We start from the raw sequence: 19,353 nt of genomic DNA, 5'->3' as shown, positions 1-19,353 counted from the left end.
GCGCCTGCGGCGCTGGTCTTTCAAGATGACTTCAACAGTGTCCGTATGCCTAGTCGTACTCACAGTCCTACTCCTATCTTTAAAGATAAGCGATAGGACGGGTCCGGGGATTTGGGGGGCTATCTCAGCTGCTTCTAGGGAGTCAACATACGGGCGTATAAGCCTCCTAAACCATGGATACGTTGATGTTCTTCACTTGAGTGAACTCAAATAGCTCGTCTTTCGATTCCTCACGCCCCATGCCCGATTGCTTGTATCCGCCAAAGGGAGCTCCAACAATGTGCGTAGAGCAGTCGTTAATCCAAACGTAGCCGGCCTCCACCTGCGCAGCGGCGCGGTGCGCGGTAACCAGATCGCGCGTCCAGATCGAGGCGGTAAGCCCAAGATCTGTCCCGTTGACCGCTTCGTAGAGTTCGCCTTCACGACCCCAGCGCAGCACGGACAAGACAGGACCAAACACCTCCTCGCGCGCTACCTTCATCTCCGGGGTAACACCCGTGAACACGGTCGGCTCGATGAAAAACCCGTCTGCCAGATGCGCATCCCCAGGATGGGCGCCACCAGTTGCCAGTTCAGCACCTTCGCTTCGGGCGGAAGCAATGTAGGCTAGGCTGCGGTCGTACTGAGCGCGGTTTATTAGCGCTCCCATAGTGGTGGCCATGTGCGTTGCAATACCTGGGCGGTGACGGTTCTTCAGAAGGTCGAGCATCCTCTCTACGAAGTCGTCGTGAAGACTTTCATGAAGGAACAACCTGCTCGTTGAACCGCACGACTGACCACACCACGTGAAGTTCATGCCGCGTACTGCCCCTTGTACGGCACGATCAATGTCGGCGTCGGGGTATATGACCATGGCGTTTTTTCCACCGAGCTCCAGCAGGCAGCGCTTCATGGTGTCGGCGGCGCTGTGCAGCACTGCCTTTCCGGCCGGTACGCTGCCGATCAATCCTACGGCCGCCACTTCCGGGTGCTTCACCAGGGCTGCGCCGACATCGCGTCCGCCCACTAGGCAGTTGAGCACGCCAGGTGGGAATATGTCCTGCAGCAGCTCCATTAGTCGCAGCGTGGAAAGCGGGGCCTGCTCCGGCGGCTTAATGATCACAGTGTTGCCAGCCGCCAGTGGTGCGGCAATTTTTCCGGCAGCGAACATGAAGGGGTGATTGAAGGGGAAGATGCGGGCCACCACGCCCAGTGGCTCCCGGCGGGTGTAGTTGAGCGAGCCGTTGGCGGTGGGCATGGTCTCGCCCTTAATCTCGAGCACCAAGCCCGCGAAGTATTCCAGCTGTGTAGCTGCGATCTCCGCGTCCATCACCATAGCCCTAACCGGGTTTCCGCAATCCGCAGCATCCAACAAAGCAAGTTCTAGGGCGTTCGCACGGATCCTGGTAGCCGCCTCCCGTAGGCAGCGCGCGCGCTCAAGTGGTGGGGTTGCAGCCCACCCAGGAAAGGCCTGACGAGCGCTGGCCACCGCAGCCTCAATGTCGACGAGGCGAGCGACCTGAACGTCGCCGAGAAGTTGCCCTGTTGATGGGTTGATGCTTCGAAGGTGTTCAGCATTTCTGTGGGTGTGCCAACGTCCCCCCCAAAACTGCCCTGTATTGGTCGGCAATACGTCAGTCACACGCGCCGACAGGTCAGGCTCAGTCGCCAATTGCTCAGTCTGCACTGCTTTCCCTCAGGAGCCCCAATCGACGGAGAACCTCTCGGTTAGACACCTGAAAGATTCTTGCCCCCTCTTTGCCAGCAGTGTGGCGCGCCCATTGCCGAGCTGGGATAGTAAAAACGTCGTGCGTTGCCCATTCGAAGCGCTGATCGCCGATCTCGCTTACACCCTGGCCTTCGACTACGTAGCAGACGGTCGAGGCGGAAGAAAGGTGCTTTTGCGTCGGCAAGTCCGGGCGGAGCTGAAGCACCTGACTGTCCATGAGGTCCATGCAAGGACCACCAGTCAGGGGATTGATGAACTTTACGGCACGTGAGCCATCAGTACGCTCTGGTGCAGCTTCCAATGCACGCAGGGTCTCTAGCCACGGATACCTAAACTTTGGCGAGTATGGGCGCTGCTGATAGTCTGTGTCATCCAAGTTGGGAACGACTCCAGCGGTAGCAAACGTACCCTCGGGAAGTTGCGCTGGTAAGTCCTTTGCTGGGCCCGGCTGAAAGTCGGTGGTGCCCAGGTAGTAGTGCATGCCTACGTCTAGCACGTCGAGCCAAATCACCGGATCGGGTCCGTCGTTCACATGCTCATGCCAGCACCATCCGGGGGTGAGGATGAGGTCACCCGGCGTCATTTCGCAATCTTTTCCATCGACGATTGACTTCACTCCTCCGCTGCACTGAACCACGAATCGCAACGCGTTCATCGGGTGGCGGTGCGGGTGAGCTCGCTCACCAGGCAAGACCAGCTGAAAGTCACAGAACAACGTGCCGGTGGCCGCTTCGTCGTAGACGTGGTGCCGGTCTGCCTTGGTCTTGAGCAGAACTCGTCTGTCGAGAACGTGAGCGGCCTTTATCTTCCCTGTCTCCGTCACGATGGATTGCATCGTCGCCCATTTCCAGTGTTGAGCAGTTTCGAGCGCCTTGCCAAAGGTTGCTGCTGTCTTGCTCTCCCAAAGAGGGACCAGGTGGTTGTCTATGTACTTCTGCCGCAGGGCAGGTGATACCGGATCGTCGGTGGTGTTCGGGCTTTGGGACATGCAAATCTCCTCGACGCTAGTCAGGCCGCTCGCGCAGCAGTACGGTTCTCTAGCCCCTTCCAACGCCGCCCACATTCGATTGCGCCATCACGGTACGTATCGGGCAGGAAGAGATATGGAGGACGGGGTGGCCCAGGGTCTATCAGGCCCGCACTCTTGAACCTCAAATGGCCGATCTGGATGCTGTAGTCCATGAACGCGGCGAGGTCTCCGTTGGCGAACATGGCTGCTTCCGCCCAGTTGGCCTCATCTGAGAGAGCCTTCGCCCGCGTCCAGTCTTTCATGAGAATGGCATGCGCAAGAGCCATGTTGAACTTTGGCGCGCAAGCGACGCTGCCCGACCAAGCGGCGATAGCCCGGTCTGGAAACGCTTGTGCCGCATCCAACCATGCTGTCGCCAGCGGAAGAATGCGTATGCGATCGCCCACTGCGTCCAGATCCGCCAGGAGCTGTGGCCCGCCCGTGTGCTTGGACGCGACCACCTCTGGAATCTTTGCTAGCCTGAGGTAGGCTGCTGGAGATATTTTTCCTTTGAACGCTACAGGATTGTCATAGACCACAAGTGGGACGCCAGGCATGGCCCTCGCGATGTCCTCGTAGTAGCGAACGATGGCATCGTCGTCCATTGCAAGCCACATTGGCCGCCCCACAAATAAGCCATCAGCACCTACCTCGATCAACTGCCGGGCCAGTGCAATCGTGTCCCGTGTGTTGAGTGTGGTGACGCCGGCAAAAACCGGACGACTCCGCGAATTGGTTTGAACGACGCACTCCACCAATGAAACCAACTCTTCACGCGTTAGAGTGGCACATTCGCCAAATGTCCCCGTGGTGGCGATAAGGTCGACCTTAGCATCAACCATTAGTCGAACTAGTTTTTCCACCTCTGGGAGGTTAACTGAGTTCTTGGTGGACCATTCGCTGGCGTCGGAGGTGGCGGGAGTTGGCAGGATGCCAAACACTCCTCGAATATCGTAGTAAGTGAGCTTCATACGGATTGAAACGGAAGCGACGGTGCTGAACGCATGTCGCGAGGTATTGAGCAAATGACTGGTGGCAAATCGCTCTTCAAGTCTTGCGGTACTTTTCAATGAGCCTTCGCGCTTCGCTCAACAGCTTGGAGCCATCGAATCCGCGTCGGTCCATCTCCTTGACCCACTCGTCGTATATGCCCGCCGAGAGTCTAATCATCTCCTCGGTTTCCGATTTGCCCAACGAATGTAGTGTGTGTTTCTGATCCTGCGATAGCCGCTTGCGCACTGGGATGTCACCGTCTTGGATCACTTTGCCGAGAAACGCAGACGCGCCCATTCCGGAGTTGCGGTCGATTACATCCCTCAGCTCCATAGACAATCCGTTGTACTTGGCAGAGTTCATCGCCATGAATTGCGTGCTGTTGTAAAACCCCGGGAACCCATCTGCCATGGCGCTGTGGAAGGTCGCCAACTCGTCTACTTTTACTGAGGGAATCACCTGCCAGGGCAAGACGACCCCATCCACTACCCCTTTGGACAATGCGTCTGGAATCTGGGGCAAGGGCATCCCTACGGGAGTGGCACCGATGGCCGCGAGCAACTGAGTTCCTTTGCGCGTTGCACCTCGAACCTTCATACCCTTGAGGTCCGCGGCACTTTTGACTAGCTTGCCCTTGGTATGAAAGAGCCCCGGGCTGTGCGTGTGAAACGCGAGCAAGTGCACACCTTGAAACTCGTCCTTCGCGTGCGAGGTGGCGAACTCCCATGCTGCCTTGGAAGTGCCTTCTCCGTCGAAGGTAAAGAAGGGCAACTCAAAAACTTCCGTTTTCGGGAATCGACCAGGGGTGTACCCCGGCAATGACCACATGACATCGACCACGCCATCCCGCACCTGATCGAAAAGTTGCTGCGGCGCTCCGCCAAGTTGCATCGCGGGAAACGCCTCGAACTTGATGCGGCCACTCGACTCAGTTTCGATTTTCTTCATCCAGGCTAGGTGCCCATTTATCCACAGGTCAGAGGCCGGCGACATAAAGGTGTGAAAGCGAAGCGTCACCGCTTCCTGCGCACGGACGTTGACGAGAGGCGAGGCAATCAGCGCTGAGGCGCTGGTCTTCAGAAGTGTTCGGCGGTCAAGCATGATGTCTCCAGTTTGTGATTTCCAGGTAGCCTGCTGGATGGCAGGCTGCTAGTTGTCGTTCGATTTGGTGTCGAAGATTTGCACGGTACCTTCGTGCTCCTTCACCATGAATACAGCGAGCGGATGTCGACATGGCGATGCAGTTGCTCTCCCAGTACGTATGTCGAAGCGTCCTTGGTGCAGGGGGCATTCGATTTCCCATCCATCCAGGTAGCCCTGCGACAGGGAAGCCTTGCCGTGCGTGCAACTATCGGCCACCGCATATGTGTTGCCCTCTACCCGAGCGAGCAGGACATAGGTGTCTCCATGCTGAACGCGTCTTACCTCTCCCTCCGGAGGTGCTTCGACGATTGAGGTCTCTGGCGAGTACGTCGCGGGACGATCTGCGTTCATTGAGAAGCTCCGAACATCAGTTTGCGGTAGAAGTCGTAAAACCCGCGGATAGGACTCTCGGACACCATGTTGCCGAAGTCCTGTGGGGGCGTTGGGTTTCGCCCGCCAAGCTCTACGACGCAGTTCCGATCTGGGTTGGGCGTAATCGCGGCGTTTGAGAACTCGAATACCTCAGTGTCGTCAATGGACACTAGGCCTGCAGGTCCGGTGAGGTTTGCCAGTCTCACTCGACGCTGTGTCATCTCGGGGGTATCGCTTTCATACCCGAAGTAGGTCCATGACAACTCAAATTGACCCGGCCCCCTGGGTATGACGTTGCGGAACTGCAGGGAGTTCTGCTGTTGCTGGATTGTGAGCGCCGGAAACATCGTTAGGTTCTGGATCGTTATGTCATCCGCATACTCTTTTACTGGAGCGACGATGCGCATATCGTTGAGCTTGAAGTCCGAGCTCAAGCGAGTCATGTCCTCAGTGCCCTTGGTGTCCTTGGGATCATTCGCGATCGAACTCGTTATGTTGTGGGCGAGGGTGCGCGGGTCCTGAAGGAGTTCGCCTTTCTGGTCCGCTCGGTAGAGCCCAAAGCTGATCAGAAACACATGCAGTAGCGTGGCATGGTAGGGATCCTTGAGGTTGTCCTGGTACAGCTTCCAGTTGCCCTTGATGAGCTGTCGGTGGTGCCCCAACACTTTCAGTTTGCGCCCATCGAATACCCTTAGGAATCGCTTGTGCAACTCCTCCCCCAGATAGTCACTCAGGGGCAGAGTGTTGTTCTTGAAGGAAGCAAAGATCACTCCATTGACAACTTCGACCTTCAGAGTTTGCAAGCCATGTTGCTTTAGATCGAAGTCCGACGGAAAGCCTCCCTTGCCTTTGAGCCCCCGCAAGAATGGCACGCCCATAAGTTCGCCGTTGAGCTTGTAGGACCATTGGTGATACGGGCATGTCAGGTCATCACTCTTGCCAAACTTCTTTTGGCACACCTGCGCACCGCGGTGCGCACAAGCGTTCAGCAGGACATGGATGACTCCATCCTCGTCTCGGGTAACGATGACTGACTTTTCTCCAATGTCGGCGAGCTTCCAAGAGCCGAGGGTAGGTAGCTCGCTCTCCAAGCCCACAAAGGTCCAGAAGGGACCATAAAAGATGCGCTCCATCTCCCTCCGGTAAAGCGTCTCGTTGGAGTAGATCCAGTTTGGGATCCGAGAGCAATCCTCGGTAGGCCATTCAGGAAAGTCCTCTTCGGTGGCCTGCGACCGTAGGAAGTTTCGCGTCATTTCAAGTCCTTTCGGGATGGGGCACGATTTGTCAGACCGGATAGACAGTGGAGCCGGCAATTAGCTCCGTATCGAAGATTGCGACGCGCTTGGCAAAGCGCAGTTGCTCTCCGCGTCGTGTCAAAGTGTCGAAGCTGCGTCCGACCATCTGCAGCTCTGTGCTTCCCGACTCAAAGGTCTGCCAGACCATGAACTGGCTGCGCGTGAGCAACACATCCTCCTTCGCTTCAACCAGTTGAATATTCATCGAGGTGTGGAAGATCCTCCGGGGTGCGAAGACCAGTGTGTTGCGAATAGCCGTGAGTCGATCCTTGATCGCTCCCGTGCTTTCACACAGCATCACGCAAAGCGGCAGCCCCAACTCATGGTTGCGGCGAGAAGTCATTCGGTACTCGGCCTGCTCATCGAAGAGTTCGATCCAAGTCTCTAGCGAGTCGTCTGACAATCTGTGCGAAAAGTCGTTGTAAAGCGACTGGATCTCAAGGTGCAGGGGGGGAGTGTTCACTACATGTCTCACTCAAATGTTTAACACTTGTCTTTATTACTTCGGTGCCGAAGGGTTTGGTGATGGTTTTTCAGAACATCTCTTCTTAGAATAGGTGTTTACCCTTAAGAGTGTGTGAAGTGGTGGGCTCTGTCGCAGCTAAAATACTTCGGTACTATGGGTTTTCACTGATGTCCTTTTCTTGCCCTTTCATCCGCCAGCGAGTACTCGTCTAGCCATATGCAGACATCCCGCCTCAGCCACAGCGAAGCCGCCTCTCCCTCGTCCGAAGAGCGAGCTCTGAGCCCTGCCATAAACGACAGCCTGGGCTTCTTGATTGCGGACAGCGCTCGTTTCGTCAAACGCTCTTTGTATGGACGCATCGCTCCCCACGGCATTCGCGGAGGGTCATGGTTTGCATTGCGAGTGCTTTGGCTGGAGGATGGGATTAGCCAGAGGGAGCTTGCGAAGCGCTTGGGGGTAATGGAGCCATGGGCGCTTGAAATGGTCCGCAGCATGGAGCGGGACGGACTTGTGATGCGCACGCGCGACGAAGCGGATCGCAGGCGCCTGAAGTTGACGCTTACCGAAAAGGCTCGCTCACTTGAGCCCAAGATGATGAACATTGCATCTGCGGTGAATCGGCTGATGCTGGAGGGGCTCACAGAGTCCGAGGAAGTGCTGCTTAAGTTGCTGCTCAAGAAGGTGCGCGAAAGACTGGCTGCAGACACAGAGGTTCGCGGAGAGCTTGACGAAGACAGTGTCTAGGAGCAGAGCTACCTGTACGGGGCCTGGCGCCCGTGAGGCAGTACTGTTCGTGGCACATAGCTGGCCATCGAGGCGGGGGCTTGAAGTCGCATATGGCCGCTGCCGGATTCAACACCCCCTTGTTTGGGTGAGAGATGAGTTCGAGGCTGCTCGCGGAGATCGGCTAGGCGGTTTCTCGCAAGTTGAAACTCGCAGCGATCAAGTCAGCCATCAGGCGTTACGGAGCGGTGGCCCGAGCGACCGGATATCTGGGCTTTGGTAAGGCGTCATACCGAGTTGGTTCGTGAGCTTGGGGAAGGGCTGCCGCGCTGGATTTTTCCAGGGTGCTGAATCAACAGGAGTGCCCACTCGCGTCGTCTGGAGGGCCTCGGGCCATTTTTGCAACCACTGTCCGCAGGTATGGCCTTTTCATAGGTCGCTTGACATGGATTGCACAACTGCGCGGATGCGCGGAACGCATGTGCAGCATTGGGCGGAGAGAGGCTGACCTCTGCTGTGACTCGTGTGTGGGTCAAATTGCAAAAACTTAGGTCTCGAAGTATAATTTTTCCATTCCGCTCAGACGCCGATCACCGAGGAGACTTGACATGCTTTCCGCGCAAGACAACGAGCTACTTTGCCGCGTTACTGGGGATGCCCCTATGGGTCAGCTGATGCGTAAGCATTGGACACCAGTGTGTCTAATTGAGGAGGTCGCAGAACCCGATGGCGCGCCCGTAAAGGCCCGGATCTACGGGGAGGATCTGGTGGTCTTTCGCGATAGCGAGGGGCTAGTGGGCGTACTGGACGAGAAGTGTCCCCACCGGCGCGCCTCACTGGTCTATGGTCGAAACGAGGAAGGAGGCTTGCGCTGCCTCTATCACGGCTGGAAGATGGACGTTCAGGGCAAGGTGCTTGAGATGGTCTCGGAGCCGTCCACGAGCGGCTTGGTCGAAAAGGTGCGCCACAAGGCCTACCCGGTCAAGGAATGGGGTGGCATGGTCTGGGCCTGGTTCGGCCCTGCCAACGAGGTGCCGGCATTTGCTCCGCCGGCTTGGGCGCCAACCGAGGACACGCGCGTGTCCATCGCCAAGGTCGTGCTGCCCTGCAACTGGGCGCAGATTCTCGAAGGTGCAATCGACTCGGCCCACAGTTCCAGTCTGCATTCCTCAGACATGGTGCCGGCACGTGTAGATGGTGCCAAGGCCACGGCCAACAACTGGCTGCGACCGTCCACCGACAAGGCGCCTCGCATGCAGGTACAACGCGGCGAGTACGGCTTCCGCTACGCGGCGATTCGCCGCCCAATCCAGAACGCAGCCACGCACGACTACGTGCGCTCCACTGTCTTTGTGGCGCCGTACTCAGTCTTGATACCACCCAACAATCTTTACAACGTGGCTAACGTGAACGTGCCGATGGACGATTCGAACACGGCCTTCTATTTCATTGCCTGGGGTCATGCCACGCAGACGCCTGAGACTGAGACTTGGCGGAAATTCCTGCGCCAGACCGTCGGCATTGACCTAGACGATCGATATCACCCACTGCGCAATGAGGCCAACCGGTTTTGGCAGGACCGCCAGGCCATGAAGGCTGGCAACTTCACCGGCATCTCGGGCTTTCCAAATCAAGACGTGGCCATGTGGATCAGCATGGGACCCATCGCCAACCGCAGTGACGAGCGGCTGGGCGCAAGCGACATGGCCATCGTTGAATTCCGCAAGCAGATGCTCGAAGAACTTCGAGCCTTTCAAGCCGGCGGAGTAGCCATTGGTACCGGCGAGCGCGCTATCGCCCGCGGCGTGTGCTCATTCCAGGCTGTGGTGCCGAAGACCACTGACTGGCGCGACTACGAGACCACGTATGTGTGGGCTGATGGAGTGGAGCGCCCCGAACTCGAACCATCCTATTCCGTGAGCGTCTGACCCGCATGTCCAAACTCCAACTTTCCGTCGCCATGGGTGACTACGACCGCACGCGCGCGCTGCTCGACGGTCGCGTGCAGATTGATGGCGTCGACCCGGTCTATATGAACCTCTACCCCGAGGAGATGTTCTTTCGCGCCATGCGCGGCCAGGAGTTCGACGTCTCCGAACTGTCTTTCTCCAGCTACTGCGTGAAGACGTCGCGCGGCGACTGTCCCTATGTGGCGATCCCGGTCTTCCTCTCGCGCGCCTTCCGCCACACCTCGCTGTACGTGCGCAAGGACCGCATCCGCTTACCGCAGGACCTTAAGGGCAAGCGCATTGGCCTGCCGGAGTACCAGCTCAGCGCGAACGTCTGGGCGCGCGCCATCCTGCACGATGACTATGGCGTCGCGCCGGAGGACGTAACCTGGGTACGCGGCGGGATCGAAACCCCCGGCCGGCCCGAGAAGATCGCGCTGCAGCTGCCTGCCGGAGTGACGCTAGAGAGTGCGCCCGAGGGGCAGACCATCTCGGATATGCTTGATCGAGGAGACATCGATGGCTTCATGGCCCCGCGCCCGCCATCGGCACACGTGCTGTCCAACCCGAACGTGGGCTGGCTGTTCGATGACCCTACCTTGGTTGCCAAGGACTACTACCGGCGCACTGGCATCTTCCCAATCATGCACGTTGTGGGGGTTCGCAGATCGCTTGCCGAGCAGCATCCCTGGTTGCCTGGCGCGTTGTTCAAGGCCTTCTCACAAGCCAAGCTAGCGGCGCTGGAAGCCCTATCAGACACCTCGGCCACTAAGGTAACGCTGCCCTTTGTGGAAGAGCAACTCAAGGCCGCTCGCGAGTCCCTGGGCGAGGACTTCTGGTCCTATGGCGTTGCCAACAACCGTCCCACGTTGGAGACCTTTCTGCGCCACCACCACTCGCAGGGCCTGTCAGCGCGGCGGCTGGAGGTAGACCAGATCTTCCATCCCGCGACCTATGAAAGTTACTCAATCTGATCGTCGCCGGGACCCGACTCATCGACGGCCAGATTCTCAATCATCGCTAGCAGGCACTTGCGCACGGTGGCTAGGGACTTGGCGGGCAGGCCAGCCACGCTCACGTGATTGACCTCCTCGGCCAGTGGCACGAGTACCTTTTCTAGCCGGCGTCCTGCCGGTGTCAGGTAGATGTGGATATTTTTGCGGTTGCTAGGCAATTGACGTCGCTCGATCAAGGCCATGCTTTCCATGGCCCTGACCGCCGCAAAGGTGGTGGGCTCCATGACGCCAGCCAGCTCGCTGAGCTCGCGCTGTGTCAGTCCGTCCTTGATCCAGAGAATACGCAGGAAGGTCCAGTGCCCGAAGGAGACACCATGCGCCGAGAGGCGCTGTTGAAGTGCGCGCATCTGCGCCCGCGCGACGTCACGGATCAGGTGGGCGAGGCGGTCATTGGGCACTGCTTCGCGCCAGTGGCGCAGCAGGTGACTGGTGGGGTCTTGAGGGGGCATGCAGGGCGGTTCATACGACCGGGACTTGTTGTCGCAGCATGATATCGGTGCCGGCGCGCTGCGACGCCAGCAGGGCGAGGCAAAGCTCAAGAGTCGCGCGCGACCAGCGTCCCCCGTGACGCGCTGCCTGGCCCTCGCGCGCCACCGACCAGAGTTCGTCGATCACCTCGGCACGGGGCACGGCCGGCAACGCGCACGCCTCGGTGTGTACGCCCTGCGCGTCGTGGATTTCCACTCCGGTGGGAGTCAGACGAAGATCGCCGCGCTCGCCGCTGACGATGACAGGGCCAAAGTGCTGGCAGGCCTCGGGCGCGACCGGCGCCACCGTCTGGTAGAGCCTGCCGCCGAAGTTCCGCTGCGCCTTGAGCTCCGCCTCGGCTACTTCGTCGGTGGTCTGCGCCAGCCGGGCACGCGTCTGCGCATGGGCGTTGGCGGCCTTGGGGGCACCGAGTTCGCCGACGCCATTCATGAGGGCGTCGGTGTCGTAGAAGCCATAGCCGTTGTACGTGGCGCTTGCGAAGGCGCCGTCGTCAAACGTGATGAGCGCGCTGTAGGCTCCCTCGGTGGGGCGGGCCGAGTCCCAACGGCCGGTGAGGGCGCGCACGCTGTGCGCCATGCCGCCGGCCAGCAGGCGCACAATGTCCATCTGATGCGCGGCCTGGCTAAACACCACACCGCCGCCGAGCAAAGTATCAAGCTCCTCTGGTCGGCGCGGGCGGTAGAGGAAATCGGTGTACTGCATCGCGTGCACAAAACGCACCGCACCGATTCGGCCAGAGTCGATGAGCGCGCGTGCCAGGCGAACGGGGGCGTTGAAGCTGTGGCTGTGGCCAACGATGAGGTGGGTACCACTGGACGAGCAGGCATCGATCATGCGGTCGCAGTCCGCCAGCGAGGTGGCCATGGGCTTTTCAACTAACACATGCTTGCCCTTGCGCGCGGCCAGCACCACGTGATCGGCGTGCAACTGGTGCGGGGTGGCGACATAGACCCATTCGACCAGGGGGTCGGCGCAAACCGCCTCCACGCTCTCGTGCGCCGTGCCACCGAGCTCCAGCGCGAAGGCCGCACGCGCCTCGGGTCGCGGGTCGAAGCCGGCTACTAGCCGCACGCGGACGTCGCCGGTAAAGGTGGGAAGCATTAGCGTGAAGGCCCGGCCGAGACCGAGCACACCGAGGCGGACTGGGTTCACAGGTCGAGCACCAGGCACGGCGTCTTCGCCCGCGAGACGCAGACCATGATGCGCCGCGCGCGCTCCTCGGGCAGCAGCACCAAATCGCGATGATCGGCTTCGCCTTCGAGGAGCCGAGTCTTGCACGAGCCGCAGGTGCCGCTCTCGCAAGAGCTCGCCACTTCGACGCCGTGCTCGCGCAGTGTGTCTAGGATGGAGCGTCCGACCGGGACGGTGTATCGCACCCCACTGCGCTGCAGTTGCACCTCGAAAGGTTGGTCGTCGGCGTGGGGCAGGGTGTCGGCGCCGAAACTCTCAAAATGCACTGCACTGGTTGGCCAGTGTCCGCTCATGTCGCGCACCGCGTCCATCAGCGGCGTCGGGCCGCAGCAATAGACATGGCGACCCCTGGTGCTGCCGGGCTTCTCGAGCACGGGCCAGAGGTCGTAGGCATTGGCCGGATCTCCGCCGTCGTGGTGCACCACAACACTAGGCGCGAACGGCTGGGCGCACAGTTCGTCGAGGAAGGCGCTGCCTTCAGCGTCGCGCGTCAGGTAGTAGAGCTTGAAGGGGCGTCCGTCCTCAGAAACCAGATGGCGCGCCATTGCCATCATAGGCGTGATGCCTATGCCGCCAGCGATCAGCACGAAGCTACTGGCTTTGGGATCGAGCTCAAATAGGTTTTCTGGTTCGCCGACATCCAGCATCAGCCCGGGCTGGGCCGCGTCAACGAGACTGCGCGAGCCTCCGCGACCGTTCTCTTCGCGCTTGACCGCGATCACGTAGCGGTCGGTTTCCGCGGGGCTGTTGCACAGTGAGTACTGGCGCATCGCGCCACCGGACGTGCGCACGGGAATGTGCGCACCCGCCGTGAAGGGCGGTAGGAGATCACCTTGCGGGTGGCGCAGCTCAATGCGCTGGATGCCGCGTGCGGCGGGCTCGGTGTGCGCGATGCGCAGCCGCATCAGGGGAGTGTTGCTCATGAAATGTTGACCGTTAACACGTGAGTGGATTTGCCGATTTGACAGGGGTCAATGGCTCTGCAAAAATGCATTATCTTAGGTGCCTAAGTAAATTGCAAGTCCGTTCTGGATCAATTCCTTCGAGGAGACAACCCCGTGCATCGCCGTGTCTTGTCAGCGCTGGCCCTTGCCACGCTCGTAGCAACGCCCCTGACCGTGCAGGCCCAGACGCCGGCCTACCCGTCCAAGCCGATCAAACTCATCGTGCCCTATGCGCCAGGAGGCTTGCCCGACACGGTTGCGCGAGAGGTAGCGCAGCGCCTGACCGAGCGCGTGGGCCAGAGCGTGGTCGTGGACAACCGACCCGGCGGCAATGGCGTAGTGGCATACCAGAGCCTTTTACAGAGTTCGCCAGCAGACGGGCACGCCTTCATCGTCTCGGACGGGTCCATGCTGTCGATCACGCCCCTGCTCAATAAGTCGGCCAACTACCAAGTGGGCAAGGACATATTGCCAGTGGCGCTAATTGCTCGCTCGCCTTTGTTCATCGTGGCCCACCCCAAGGTCAACGTGAACACATTCGAGGAATTTATCTCTACGGTGAAGGCTAAGCCCGGAGCCTATACCTACGGGTCTTCTGGTATTGGCTCGACGCATCAACTCACGATGGAGGCGCTAAAGCACGCACTCAATTTAGACCTGCGCCACGTACCTTACCGTGGATCTGGTCAGTCAACCCCTGCGCTCGTTGGTGGGCAAGTCGAGTTCTCGGTCGCGGCGTTGCCCTCCATGCTTGGCTTCTACAACAACGGCCAGGTCAAACTGCTGGCAAGTAACGCGTCGACGCGCTCATCGCAGGCGCCCACGGTACCCGCTATTGCTGAAACGGTACCAGGCTTCGACTTCTCCGTTGCGATTGGTGTGATGGCGGCGGCAGGGACGCCGCAGTACGCCATCGATCGGATCAGCAAGGAAATTGCTGAAGTGGTGAAAAACCCGGATTTGACCCGCAAGTTCCAGACAGCGGTGATCGATCCTGTCGGTGCCGGCCCCGTCGAGTATGGCAAGGTCATTGCCCGAGAGAACGAAGCCATGGCGAAAGCGGGCAAGATCGCCGACCTGAAGGCCGAATGATTCCGGAGCTGCCCTGGTCGCTCTTTGCAGGTGCGTTCCTGCTTGGAGGTTTTGCAAGAGGCGCGCTGGGTGTGTGGGTCTGCCTTTGGCGGTAGTTCCCCCTGTCTTCACTAGATCTAGCGACGCAGGTTGCGATCGATTTGCTGGTTGTGCACGATCCTTCCAATGGCTGGCAGGAACTCGAGGGTCGCCATATTGGGCCTACGTTGCGGCGATTCGGCAGTCTGCTGATCGCCCAAGCGATTGCCGAGGTTGAAAGCGAGCGATGGAGGATCTGATTGGGCATGCGTCACCTCAACAACATAGTTGCGCCCGCAGTGCTGTTGGCAGGTGCCCTGCTTGCTGGCGCCGCTACCGCTGTATGGTGCGACGCTGGCGGTAGGCAACTTTGGCAGACAGGATCTGGTGTTGTTCGGCCGGGGATTGTTGCCAATGGCCGTCGATCTGACGATGGGGTACTTCATTTGCCAGTGCTTCGACGACCTTCTTGTTTGCCGTGTTCTGCTCGCGCTTCTGGTGTCTTTGGCCTTCTTGTTATTGGTGCAGTAAATGTCCGCTGATTCTGAATCCGCGCTCGTGTGGAGCGATGCACTCTTGCTGGGCTTCGGTCCCATGGACGCTAGACACGAAGAGTTCGTGTCTTTGGTGTCGGCGCTGCTGCATGCCAGCAATGTCGAGCTGCCCCAACGGCTGGCCGCCTTAGCCACACATCTGAGAGAGCATTTCGACGAAGAAGATCGCTGGATGACTGAGACGGGATTTCCAGCTCGCCACTGCCACGTCGAGGAACACGACGCCGTCCTCCACTCATTGGAGCAAGTGCAGGCATTGCTCACAAATGGTGACAGCAGCGAGTGCCGGCGCTTTGCTCGGGAGCTAGCTCGGTGGTTTCCAGGACATGCGGACTACATGGATGCTGCTCTTGCGCACTGGATGTGCCAGCGCCGGTTGGGCGGCAAACCTGTAGTGCTTCGCCGTCGTGCCACTGGCGCATGAATACAACCATCTACACCATAGACTCCATGGATATTGATCAGCAGGTTCGACTGGACGTACGCCGTGCACTTGACGAAGACATCGGCCCAGGAGATCTAACGGCGGCGCTGGTGCCGCTAAAGGTCCGCGTGACAGGCACCATCATCTGTCGTGAGTCGGCGGTCATCTGTGGCCGCCCCTGGGTAGACGAGGTGCTTGGTCGAGTTGCGCCCTCAGCGCGCGCAGACTGGCAACTTGACGACGGGCAGCGCAGCACGCCGGGGCAGGTCGTGGTGCGCATTGAGGGACTGGCGCGCGAACTGCTGACTGCCGAGCGCACGTGCCTGAACTTCCTGCAGACGCTGAGTGCGGTTGCGACCAAGACAGCACGCTACGTCGAGGCCGTGAATGGGACGCGCGCGGCAATCCTCGACACGAGAAAGACAATTCCTGGCCTTCGGGTAGCAGAGAAGTACGCTGTGCGCTGTGGCGGTGGCCACAATCACCGCATGGGTCTATATGACGCCATCTTGATTAAGGAGAACCATATTGCTGCTGCCGGCGGTTTATCAGCTGCCTTGCGCGCTGCCAAGGCGCTCGCCGGCAAGGCTAGCTTTGTTCAAGTTGAGGTGGAGACCTTGCGCCAACTCCACGAGGCGCTAGAGGCTGGCGCCGACATGGTGCTGCTCGACAACATGTCGCTCGAGACCATTCGCGAGGCAGTTCGCATGGTTGACGGCCGATGCAGTTTGGAGGTGTCCGGTGGCGTCACGCTGGAAAGCGTGGCTAGTTATGCGCTGACTGGTGTGGACCGAATCTCTGTTGGTGCGCTGATCAAGGATATCGACGCGGTTGACTTCTCAATGCGATTTACCGATCACCCGATCGAGGCATGAATTCCCAGCGCGCACGTCCAAAGTTTCACTTTCGACGCTCTGATGGTCCGGAAGTCACCGCGCGCAGCGCATCTTTGATCTGCTCTTTTCACCTTGATTCCATGGCACGGCAAACCGTATGCCAAGGGATTCTTCGCAGTGAACAACATTCGCGGCACGTGCGCGTGAGAAGTGGCCCCGCAAATCTGAACAGGTGAGATAAAGCAGGCTCCGTGCATTGAGCCGGCCCAAGGCGGGCTGGCCATAAGGAGCTTGTGATGAACAAGAAGGCATCTGGGCGGCGCACGCGCCGCTCCCACAGCGCAGCGTTCAAGGCCAAGGTGGCGCTGGCTGCGCTGCGCGAGGACAAGACCATGGCCGAACTCTGCAAGGAGTTCGAGCTGCACCCCACGCAGATCAACGAATGGAAGCGCCAGCTGCTTGAGCGCGCGGCCGACGTCTTCGGCGCCGGCTCGGCCCCCCAGCCGGTCGATCTGGCCCCGCTGCACGCCAAGATCGGCCAACTGGCGCTGGAGAATGATTTTTTAGAAAGCGCGCTCACCAAGGCGGGATTGCTGAGCGCAAAGCGATGATCGACCGTGAGCACCCCTTGAGCGTGGTGCGCCAGGCCCGACTGCTGGAGATCAGCCGCGGCGCTGTCTACTACCAGCCCCGCCCCACCAGCGAGAGTGACCTGGCGCTCATGCGCCGCATCGACGAGCTGCACCTGGAGCACCCCTTCATGGGCGCTCGTATGCTGCGCCGTCAACTGCAGCGCCAGGGCATTCACGTCGGGCGGCGCCACATGGGCACGCTCATGCAGCGCATGGGCATCCAGGCCCTGTGCCCGCAGCCTGGCACCAGCAAGCGCCACCCACACCACAAGGTCTACCCCTACCTGTTGCGCAAGGTGGCCATCCGCCGCGCCAATCAGGTCTGGGCGCTGGACACGACCTACATCCCGATGAAGCGCGGGTTCGTCTACCTCACGGCCGTGGTGGATGTGGCCAGCCGCCGGGTGCTCGCTCACAAGGTGGCCATCACGCTGGAGGCCTGCCATGCCAGCGAGGTGATCGAGCAGGCGTTCGCCCGCTTCGGCGTGCCCGAGATCGTCAACACCGATCAGGGCAGTCAGTTCACGGCCGAGGAGTTCACCCACGCGGTGCTCTCGCGAGGATGTCGCCTGTCCATGGACGGCAAGGGGGCGTGGCGCGACAACGTGTTCGTCGAGCGGCTGTGGCGCACCATCAAGTACGAGCGGGTGTACCTGCAAGCCTACGAGGCGGTGAGCGCTGCACGCTCAGACCTGGACACCTACATCGACTGGTACAACCGCGAGCGTGTGCATTCGCGCATCGAGGACCGCACGCCCGAGCAGGCCTACTGGGCGCTGCTGCCCGAGCTGGCCGTGGCTGCCTAGAATGAAAATCCCGGTGCGCCCCGAGTTGCCCACCGCGTCGGTCGGTTCGTCGCACAGCGACCACCGCCGCCGTGGACAACTCTGCACCTCTTCAACCCGCACGCAGTCTCTTTATCTCTCGGGGTAAATCTGTTCAGACAAGCGGGGCCACTTCTATCCATTGCTATTGCGACCAGTAACACTTACGCGTCTGAAAACGTCGGGACTGATCTTGCCGCGTGCAATGTGATGCCCGTTGGCGTCGCGGCATTTGCTGCAGTAGATGGCCTTGGTGGTCACTTCATCCCCCAGATGTTTCTCGTGCAGCCTAACTCGTGGTCTATCTGATCGAACACCGGATGTCCGCAACCGTGGTCGTCAAACAAAGCCGCATGGCATGCCATAAGGATGGTCGATCAGTTTTGTAGCACATCATATTGGATGTATGAACAGGTACAACTGATCCGACAAACCTTACTAGGTATCCACAACCGCGATCTTGCGTATTTCGGCGAATGTGACCGGTCATTTCGGCGCATCGTGACCGGTGGGCTGAGGGGTGTTTTCAGCGCCGTTCCGGTAACGTGACCGCCCGTTTCGGCGATCGTGACCGCCGTGGTGTTGGCGGTGCTGCGTAGGTGTTTGAGTTTACGGTTTTGGAGGGACTGTCAGGTCTTCATTGCGGTCCTTGATGGTCACTTTTTGAACCCGTTGCCGTGCGCGCCGTGCGACCTGTTCGTCGCGACTCGCCTTCCAGACTGAAGCGCCGGCAACTCTGCAATAGCCGGTCGAGCATGGCGTCCGCAACAGTAGGATCGCCCAACCACGCGTGCCAATGCTCGATGGGCAGTTGGTGGGCGATGATGGTGGCGCGCTGCCCCACCCGGTCATCAATGACCTCCAGCAAATCGGCACGCGTGGCGGCGTCCAGGCTCCCGATGCCCCAGTCATCGAGCACGAGGACGTCGATCTTTGCGAGTTGCTGAAGCCAGCGTCGGAAGCTGCCGGCTCCATGCAAGATGCGCAGCTCTTCTGCCAGTCGTGGAACCCGCAAGTACAACGCCGAGTGACCCTGGCGGCATGCGTACTGGGCCAGCGCACAGGCCAGCCAGGTCTTGCCCAGACCGGTAGCGCCAGCCAGGGTCACGGTCTCGCCGCGCTCAATCCAGGTGGACAGAGCCAGGCTCATGAGGGCTGGCCGGTCCAGGCCTCGGATACCCTCGAAGCTGGCATCTTCCAGGGTGGCCGCGGGGTACTTCAGCTGTGCCTTTTGCAGCAGCCGGGCTCGCTTGCGATCCCCCCGGGCGTAAACCTCGCGCTCGACCAGCAAGGCCAGTCGTTCATCGAAGGACAGGTTCAGGCAGTCGGCCTGTTCGTGTTGTTGATGCAAGGCATCAGCGAAGCCCACGAGCTTGAGTGAGCGCAACTGGGCGATGGTGGTGTTGTTGAGCATGGAAGTGTTCTGAGTCTGTTGGTTCGAGCGAATCAATTCAAAGCAAGGCATCACTGGTAGTAGCCCGGGCCGCGCAGGTTGGCGTGCGCCGGGCTGGTCCAGTCAGACTCGGCCTGTGGCGTGATCTGGTCACGGTTGTTGGCCAGCAAGTCACGCACATGGCTGTAGCGCAGGGTGCCCAGGGCCAGAGCCCGTTCGCAGGCGGCCTCCAGCCTCACCTCGCCGTAGCGCCTGGACAGGCTCAGCAAGCCCAGGCAAGAC

19 protein-coding genes and 1 pseudogene are annotated in these 19,353 nt (G+C 59.9%); 7 read left to right on the top strand and 13 right to left on the bottom strand.

What is annotated here, in order from left to right:
- Nucleotides 1-166: 166 nt before the first annotated feature.
- Genes M3149_RS21535 through M3149_RS21505 form a run of 7 tightly spaced genes read right to left on the bottom strand, consistent with a single transcriptional unit; the run spans nucleotide 167 to nucleotide 6,983 of the window.
- Nucleotides 167-1,666, bottom strand: a complete 1,500-nt coding sequence (locus tag M3149_RS21535; protein WP_435370773.1) for an aldehyde dehydrogenase family protein — start codon at nucleotides 1,664-1,666, stop codon at nucleotides 167-169.
- The gene (locus tag M3149_RS21530; RefSeq protein ID WP_251711427.1) at nucleotides 1,656-2,696 is read right to left on the bottom strand and encodes a cupin domain-containing protein; all 1,041 of its coding nucleotides are present in this window, start codon (nucleotides 2,694-2,696) and stop codon (nucleotides 1,656-1,658) included. Before M3149_RS21530 ends, M3149_RS21535 begins: the two co-directional genes overlap by 11 nt.
- A 20-nt stretch (nucleotides 2,697-2,716) precedes the next feature.
- Nucleotides 2,717-3,787: a dihydrodipicolinate synthase family protein gene (locus M3149_RS21525; protein ID WP_251711426.1), complete on the bottom strand. Its 1,071-nt coding sequence runs from the start codon at nucleotides 3,785-3,787 to the stop codon at nucleotides 2,717-2,719.
- A complete protein-coding gene (locus tag M3149_RS21520; RefSeq protein WP_251711425.1) occupies nucleotides 3,765-4,811 on the bottom strand; it encodes a TRAP transporter substrate-binding protein in 1,047 nt (348 codons plus the stop codon). The genes M3149_RS21525 and M3149_RS21520 overlap by 23 nt, the downstream gene beginning before the upstream one ends.
- A gap of 48 nt (nucleotides 4,812-4,859) precedes the next feature.
- The gene (locus tag M3149_RS21515) at nucleotides 4,860-5,204 is read right to left on the bottom strand and encodes a non-heme iron oxygenase ferredoxin subunit (protein WP_180684438.1); all 345 of its coding nucleotides are present in this window, start codon (nucleotides 5,202-5,204) and stop codon (nucleotides 4,860-4,862) included.
- Nucleotides 5,201-6,478 carry an aromatic ring-hydroxylating oxygenase subunit alpha gene (locus M3149_RS21510; protein WP_180684437.1) on the bottom strand — a complete coding sequence of 426 codons (1,278 nt, stop codon included), beginning with the start codon at nucleotides 6,476-6,478 and terminating at the stop codon, nucleotides 5,201-5,203. The genes M3149_RS21515 and M3149_RS21510 overlap by 4 nt, the downstream gene beginning before the upstream one ends.
- Nucleotides 6,479-6,509: 31 nt before the next feature.
- Entirely contained in the window at nucleotides 6,510-6,983 is a 474-nt protein-coding gene (locus M3149_RS21505) for an aromatic-ring-hydroxylating dioxygenase subunit beta (protein ID WP_251711424.1), read from the bottom strand.
- A gap of 312 nt (nucleotides 6,984-7,295) precedes the next feature.
- Between M3149_RS21505 and M3149_RS21500 the strand changes: the two genes are divergently transcribed.
- The 3 genes from M3149_RS21500 to M3149_RS21490 all read left to right on the top strand — a co-directional run bounded on the left by M3149_RS21500 (nucleotide 7,296) and on the right by M3149_RS21490 (nucleotide 10,632).
- Nucleotides 7,296-7,730 carry a MarR family winged helix-turn-helix transcriptional regulator gene (locus M3149_RS21500; RefSeq protein ID WP_251711423.1) on the top strand — a complete coding sequence of 145 codons (435 nt, stop codon included), beginning with the start codon at nucleotides 7,296-7,298 and terminating at the stop codon, nucleotides 7,728-7,730.
- 587 nt (nucleotides 7,731-8,317) lie between these two features.
- Nucleotides 8,318-9,637 (top strand): Rieske 2Fe-2S domain-containing protein, encoded by a 1,320-nt coding sequence (locus tag M3149_RS21495; RefSeq protein WP_251711422.1) that lies wholly within the window; start codon nucleotides 8,318-8,320, stop codon nucleotides 9,635-9,637.
- Nucleotides 9,638-9,642: 5 nt separating this feature from the next.
- Nucleotides 9,643-10,632 carry an ABC transporter substrate-binding protein gene (locus M3149_RS21490; RefSeq protein ID WP_180684434.1) on the top strand — a complete coding sequence of 330 codons (990 nt, stop codon included), beginning with the start codon at nucleotides 9,643-9,645 and terminating at the stop codon, nucleotides 10,630-10,632.
- Here M3149_RS21490 and M3149_RS21485 read toward each other — a convergent pair.
- From M3149_RS21485 to M3149_RS21475, 3 genes are read right to left on the bottom strand one after another with little or no spacing between them, the layout of a single operon-like run.
- Nucleotides 10,620-11,123, bottom strand: a complete 504-nt coding sequence (locus M3149_RS21485; RefSeq protein WP_180684433.1) for a MarR family winged helix-turn-helix transcriptional regulator — start codon at nucleotides 11,121-11,123, stop codon at nucleotides 10,620-10,622. The two genes, M3149_RS21490 and M3149_RS21485, sit on opposite strands and share 13 nt — an antisense overlap.
- A 10-nt stretch (nucleotides 11,124-11,133) precedes the next feature.
- On the bottom strand, nucleotides 11,134-12,315 hold the full coding sequence (locus M3149_RS21480; protein WP_251711421.1) for a Gfo/Idh/MocA family protein: 1,182 nt from the start codon (nucleotides 12,313-12,315) through the stop codon (nucleotides 11,134-11,136).
- Complete coding sequence (locus M3149_RS21475) at nucleotides 12,312-13,277, bottom strand: PDR/VanB family oxidoreductase (RefSeq protein WP_251711420.1); 966 nt, start codon at nucleotides 13,275-13,277, stop codon at nucleotides 12,312-12,314. Before M3149_RS21475 ends, M3149_RS21480 begins: the two co-directional genes overlap by 4 nt.
- A gap of 135 nt (nucleotides 13,278-13,412) precedes the next feature.
- On the opposite strand from M3149_RS21475, the gene M3149_RS21470 reads away from it, so the two are divergent.
- Nucleotides 13,413-14,390 carry a Bug family tripartite tricarboxylate transporter substrate binding protein gene (locus M3149_RS21470; RefSeq protein ID WP_251711419.1) on the top strand — a complete coding sequence of 326 codons (978 nt, stop codon included), beginning with the start codon at nucleotides 13,413-13,415 and terminating at the stop codon, nucleotides 14,388-14,390.
- Nucleotides 14,391-14,506: 116 nt separating this feature from the next.
- Here the strand turns inward: M3149_RS21470 and M3149_RS21465 are convergent, their stop codons facing one another.
- Nucleotides 14,507-14,854: a hypothetical protein gene (locus tag M3149_RS21465; RefSeq protein WP_251711418.1), complete on the bottom strand. Its 348-nt coding sequence runs from the start codon at nucleotides 14,852-14,854 to the stop codon at nucleotides 14,507-14,509.
- Between the two features lie 85 nt (nucleotides 14,855-14,939).
- On the opposite strand from M3149_RS21465, the gene M3149_RS21460 reads away from it, so the two are divergent.
- The 3 genes from M3149_RS21460 (at nucleotide 14,940) to M3149_RS21450 (ending at nucleotide 17,660) form a co-directional block, all read left to right on the top strand.
- Nucleotides 14,940-15,386: a bacteriohemerythrin gene (locus tag M3149_RS21460; RefSeq protein ID WP_251711417.1), complete on the top strand. Its 447-nt coding sequence runs from the start codon at nucleotides 14,940-14,942 to the stop codon at nucleotides 15,384-15,386.
- Between the two features lie 26 nt (nucleotides 15,387-15,412).
- A complete protein-coding gene (nadC, locus tag M3149_RS21455; protein WP_251711416.1) occupies nucleotides 15,413-16,261 on the top strand; it encodes a carboxylating nicotinate-nucleotide diphosphorylase in 849 nt (282 codons plus the stop codon).
- Nucleotides 16,262-16,518: 257 nt separating this feature from the next.
- Nucleotides 16,519-17,660, top strand: a protein-coding gene (locus tag M3149_RS21450; protein ID WP_251711415.1) for an IS3 family transposase whose coding sequence is annotated in 2 segments (ribosomal slippage) — nucleotides 16,519-16,780 and nucleotides 16,780-17,660 — 1,143 coding nt in all. Because the reading frame shifts where the segments join, the coding sequence is not laid out codon by codon here.
- 655 nt (nucleotides 17,661-18,315) lie between these two features.
- On the opposite strand, the gene istB is transcribed toward M3149_RS21450, so the two are convergent.
- Together istB and M3149_RS21440 are read right to left on the bottom strand one after the other, a co-directional pair.
- Nucleotides 18,316-19,092 carry an IS21-like element helper ATPase IstB gene (gene istB / locus M3149_RS21445; protein ID WP_251711414.1) on the bottom strand — a complete coding sequence of 259 codons (777 nt, stop codon included), beginning with the start codon at nucleotides 19,090-19,092 and terminating at the stop codon, nucleotides 18,316-18,318.
- 50 nt (nucleotides 19,093-19,142) lie between these two features.
- Nucleotides 19,143-19,353: pseudogene (locus M3149_RS21440) on the bottom strand (IS21 family transposase); the annotation flags it as partial.

Source organism: Hydrogenophaga intermedia, assembly GCF_023715105.1.
GTDB lineage: Bacteria > Pseudomonadota > Gammaproteobacteria > Burkholderiales > Burkholderiaceae_C > Hydrogenophaga > Hydrogenophaga intermedia_A.
The sequence above is the reverse complement of the archived record's forward strand: the minus strand, read 5'-3'. Positions and strand labels throughout refer to the sequence as shown.

Coding starts and splice junctions, on each gene's coding strand:
- M3149_RS21530 (WP_251711427.1), bottom strand. CDS start 2,696: ATGTCCCAAAGCCCGAACACCACCGACGATCCGGTATCACCTGCCCTG.
- M3149_RS21520 (WP_251711425.1), bottom strand. CDS start 4,811: ATGCTTGACCGCCGAACACTTCTGAAGACCAGCGCCTCAGCGCTGATT.
- M3149_RS21515 (WP_180684438.1), bottom strand. CDS start 5,204: ATGAACGCAGATCGTCCCGCGACGTACTCGCCAGAGACCTCAATCGTC.
- M3149_RS21510 (WP_180684437.1), bottom strand. CDS start 6,478: ATGACGCGAAACTTCCTACGGTCGCAGGCCACCGAAGAGGACTTTCCT.
- M3149_RS21495 (WP_251711422.1), top strand. CDS start 8,318: ATGCTTTCCGCGCAAGACAACGAGCTACTTTGCCGCGTTACTGGGGAT.
- M3149_RS21490 (WP_180684434.1), top strand. CDS start 9,643: ATGTCCAAACTCCAACTTTCCGTCGCCATGGGTGACTACGACCGCACG.
- M3149_RS21485 (WP_180684433.1), bottom strand. CDS start 11,123: ATGCCCCCTCAAGACCCCACCAGTCACCTGCTGCGCCACTGGCGCGAA.
- M3149_RS21475 (WP_251711420.1), bottom strand. CDS start 13,277: ATGAGCAACACTCCCCTGATGCGGCTGCGCATCGCGCACACCGAGCCC.
- M3149_RS21465 (WP_251711418.1), bottom strand. CDS start 14,854: ATGAAGTACCCCATCGTCAGATCGACGGCCATTGGCAACAATCCCCGG.
- M3149_RS21460 (WP_251711417.1), top strand. CDS start 14,940: ATGTCCGCTGATTCTGAATCCGCGCTCGTGTGGAGCGATGCACTCTTG.
- nadC (WP_251711416.1), top strand. CDS start 15,413: ATGGATATTGATCAGCAGGTTCGACTGGACGTACGCCGTGCACTTGAC.
- istB (WP_251711414.1), bottom strand. CDS start 19,092: ATGCTCAACAACACCACCATCGCCCAGTTGCGCTCACTCAAGCTCGTG.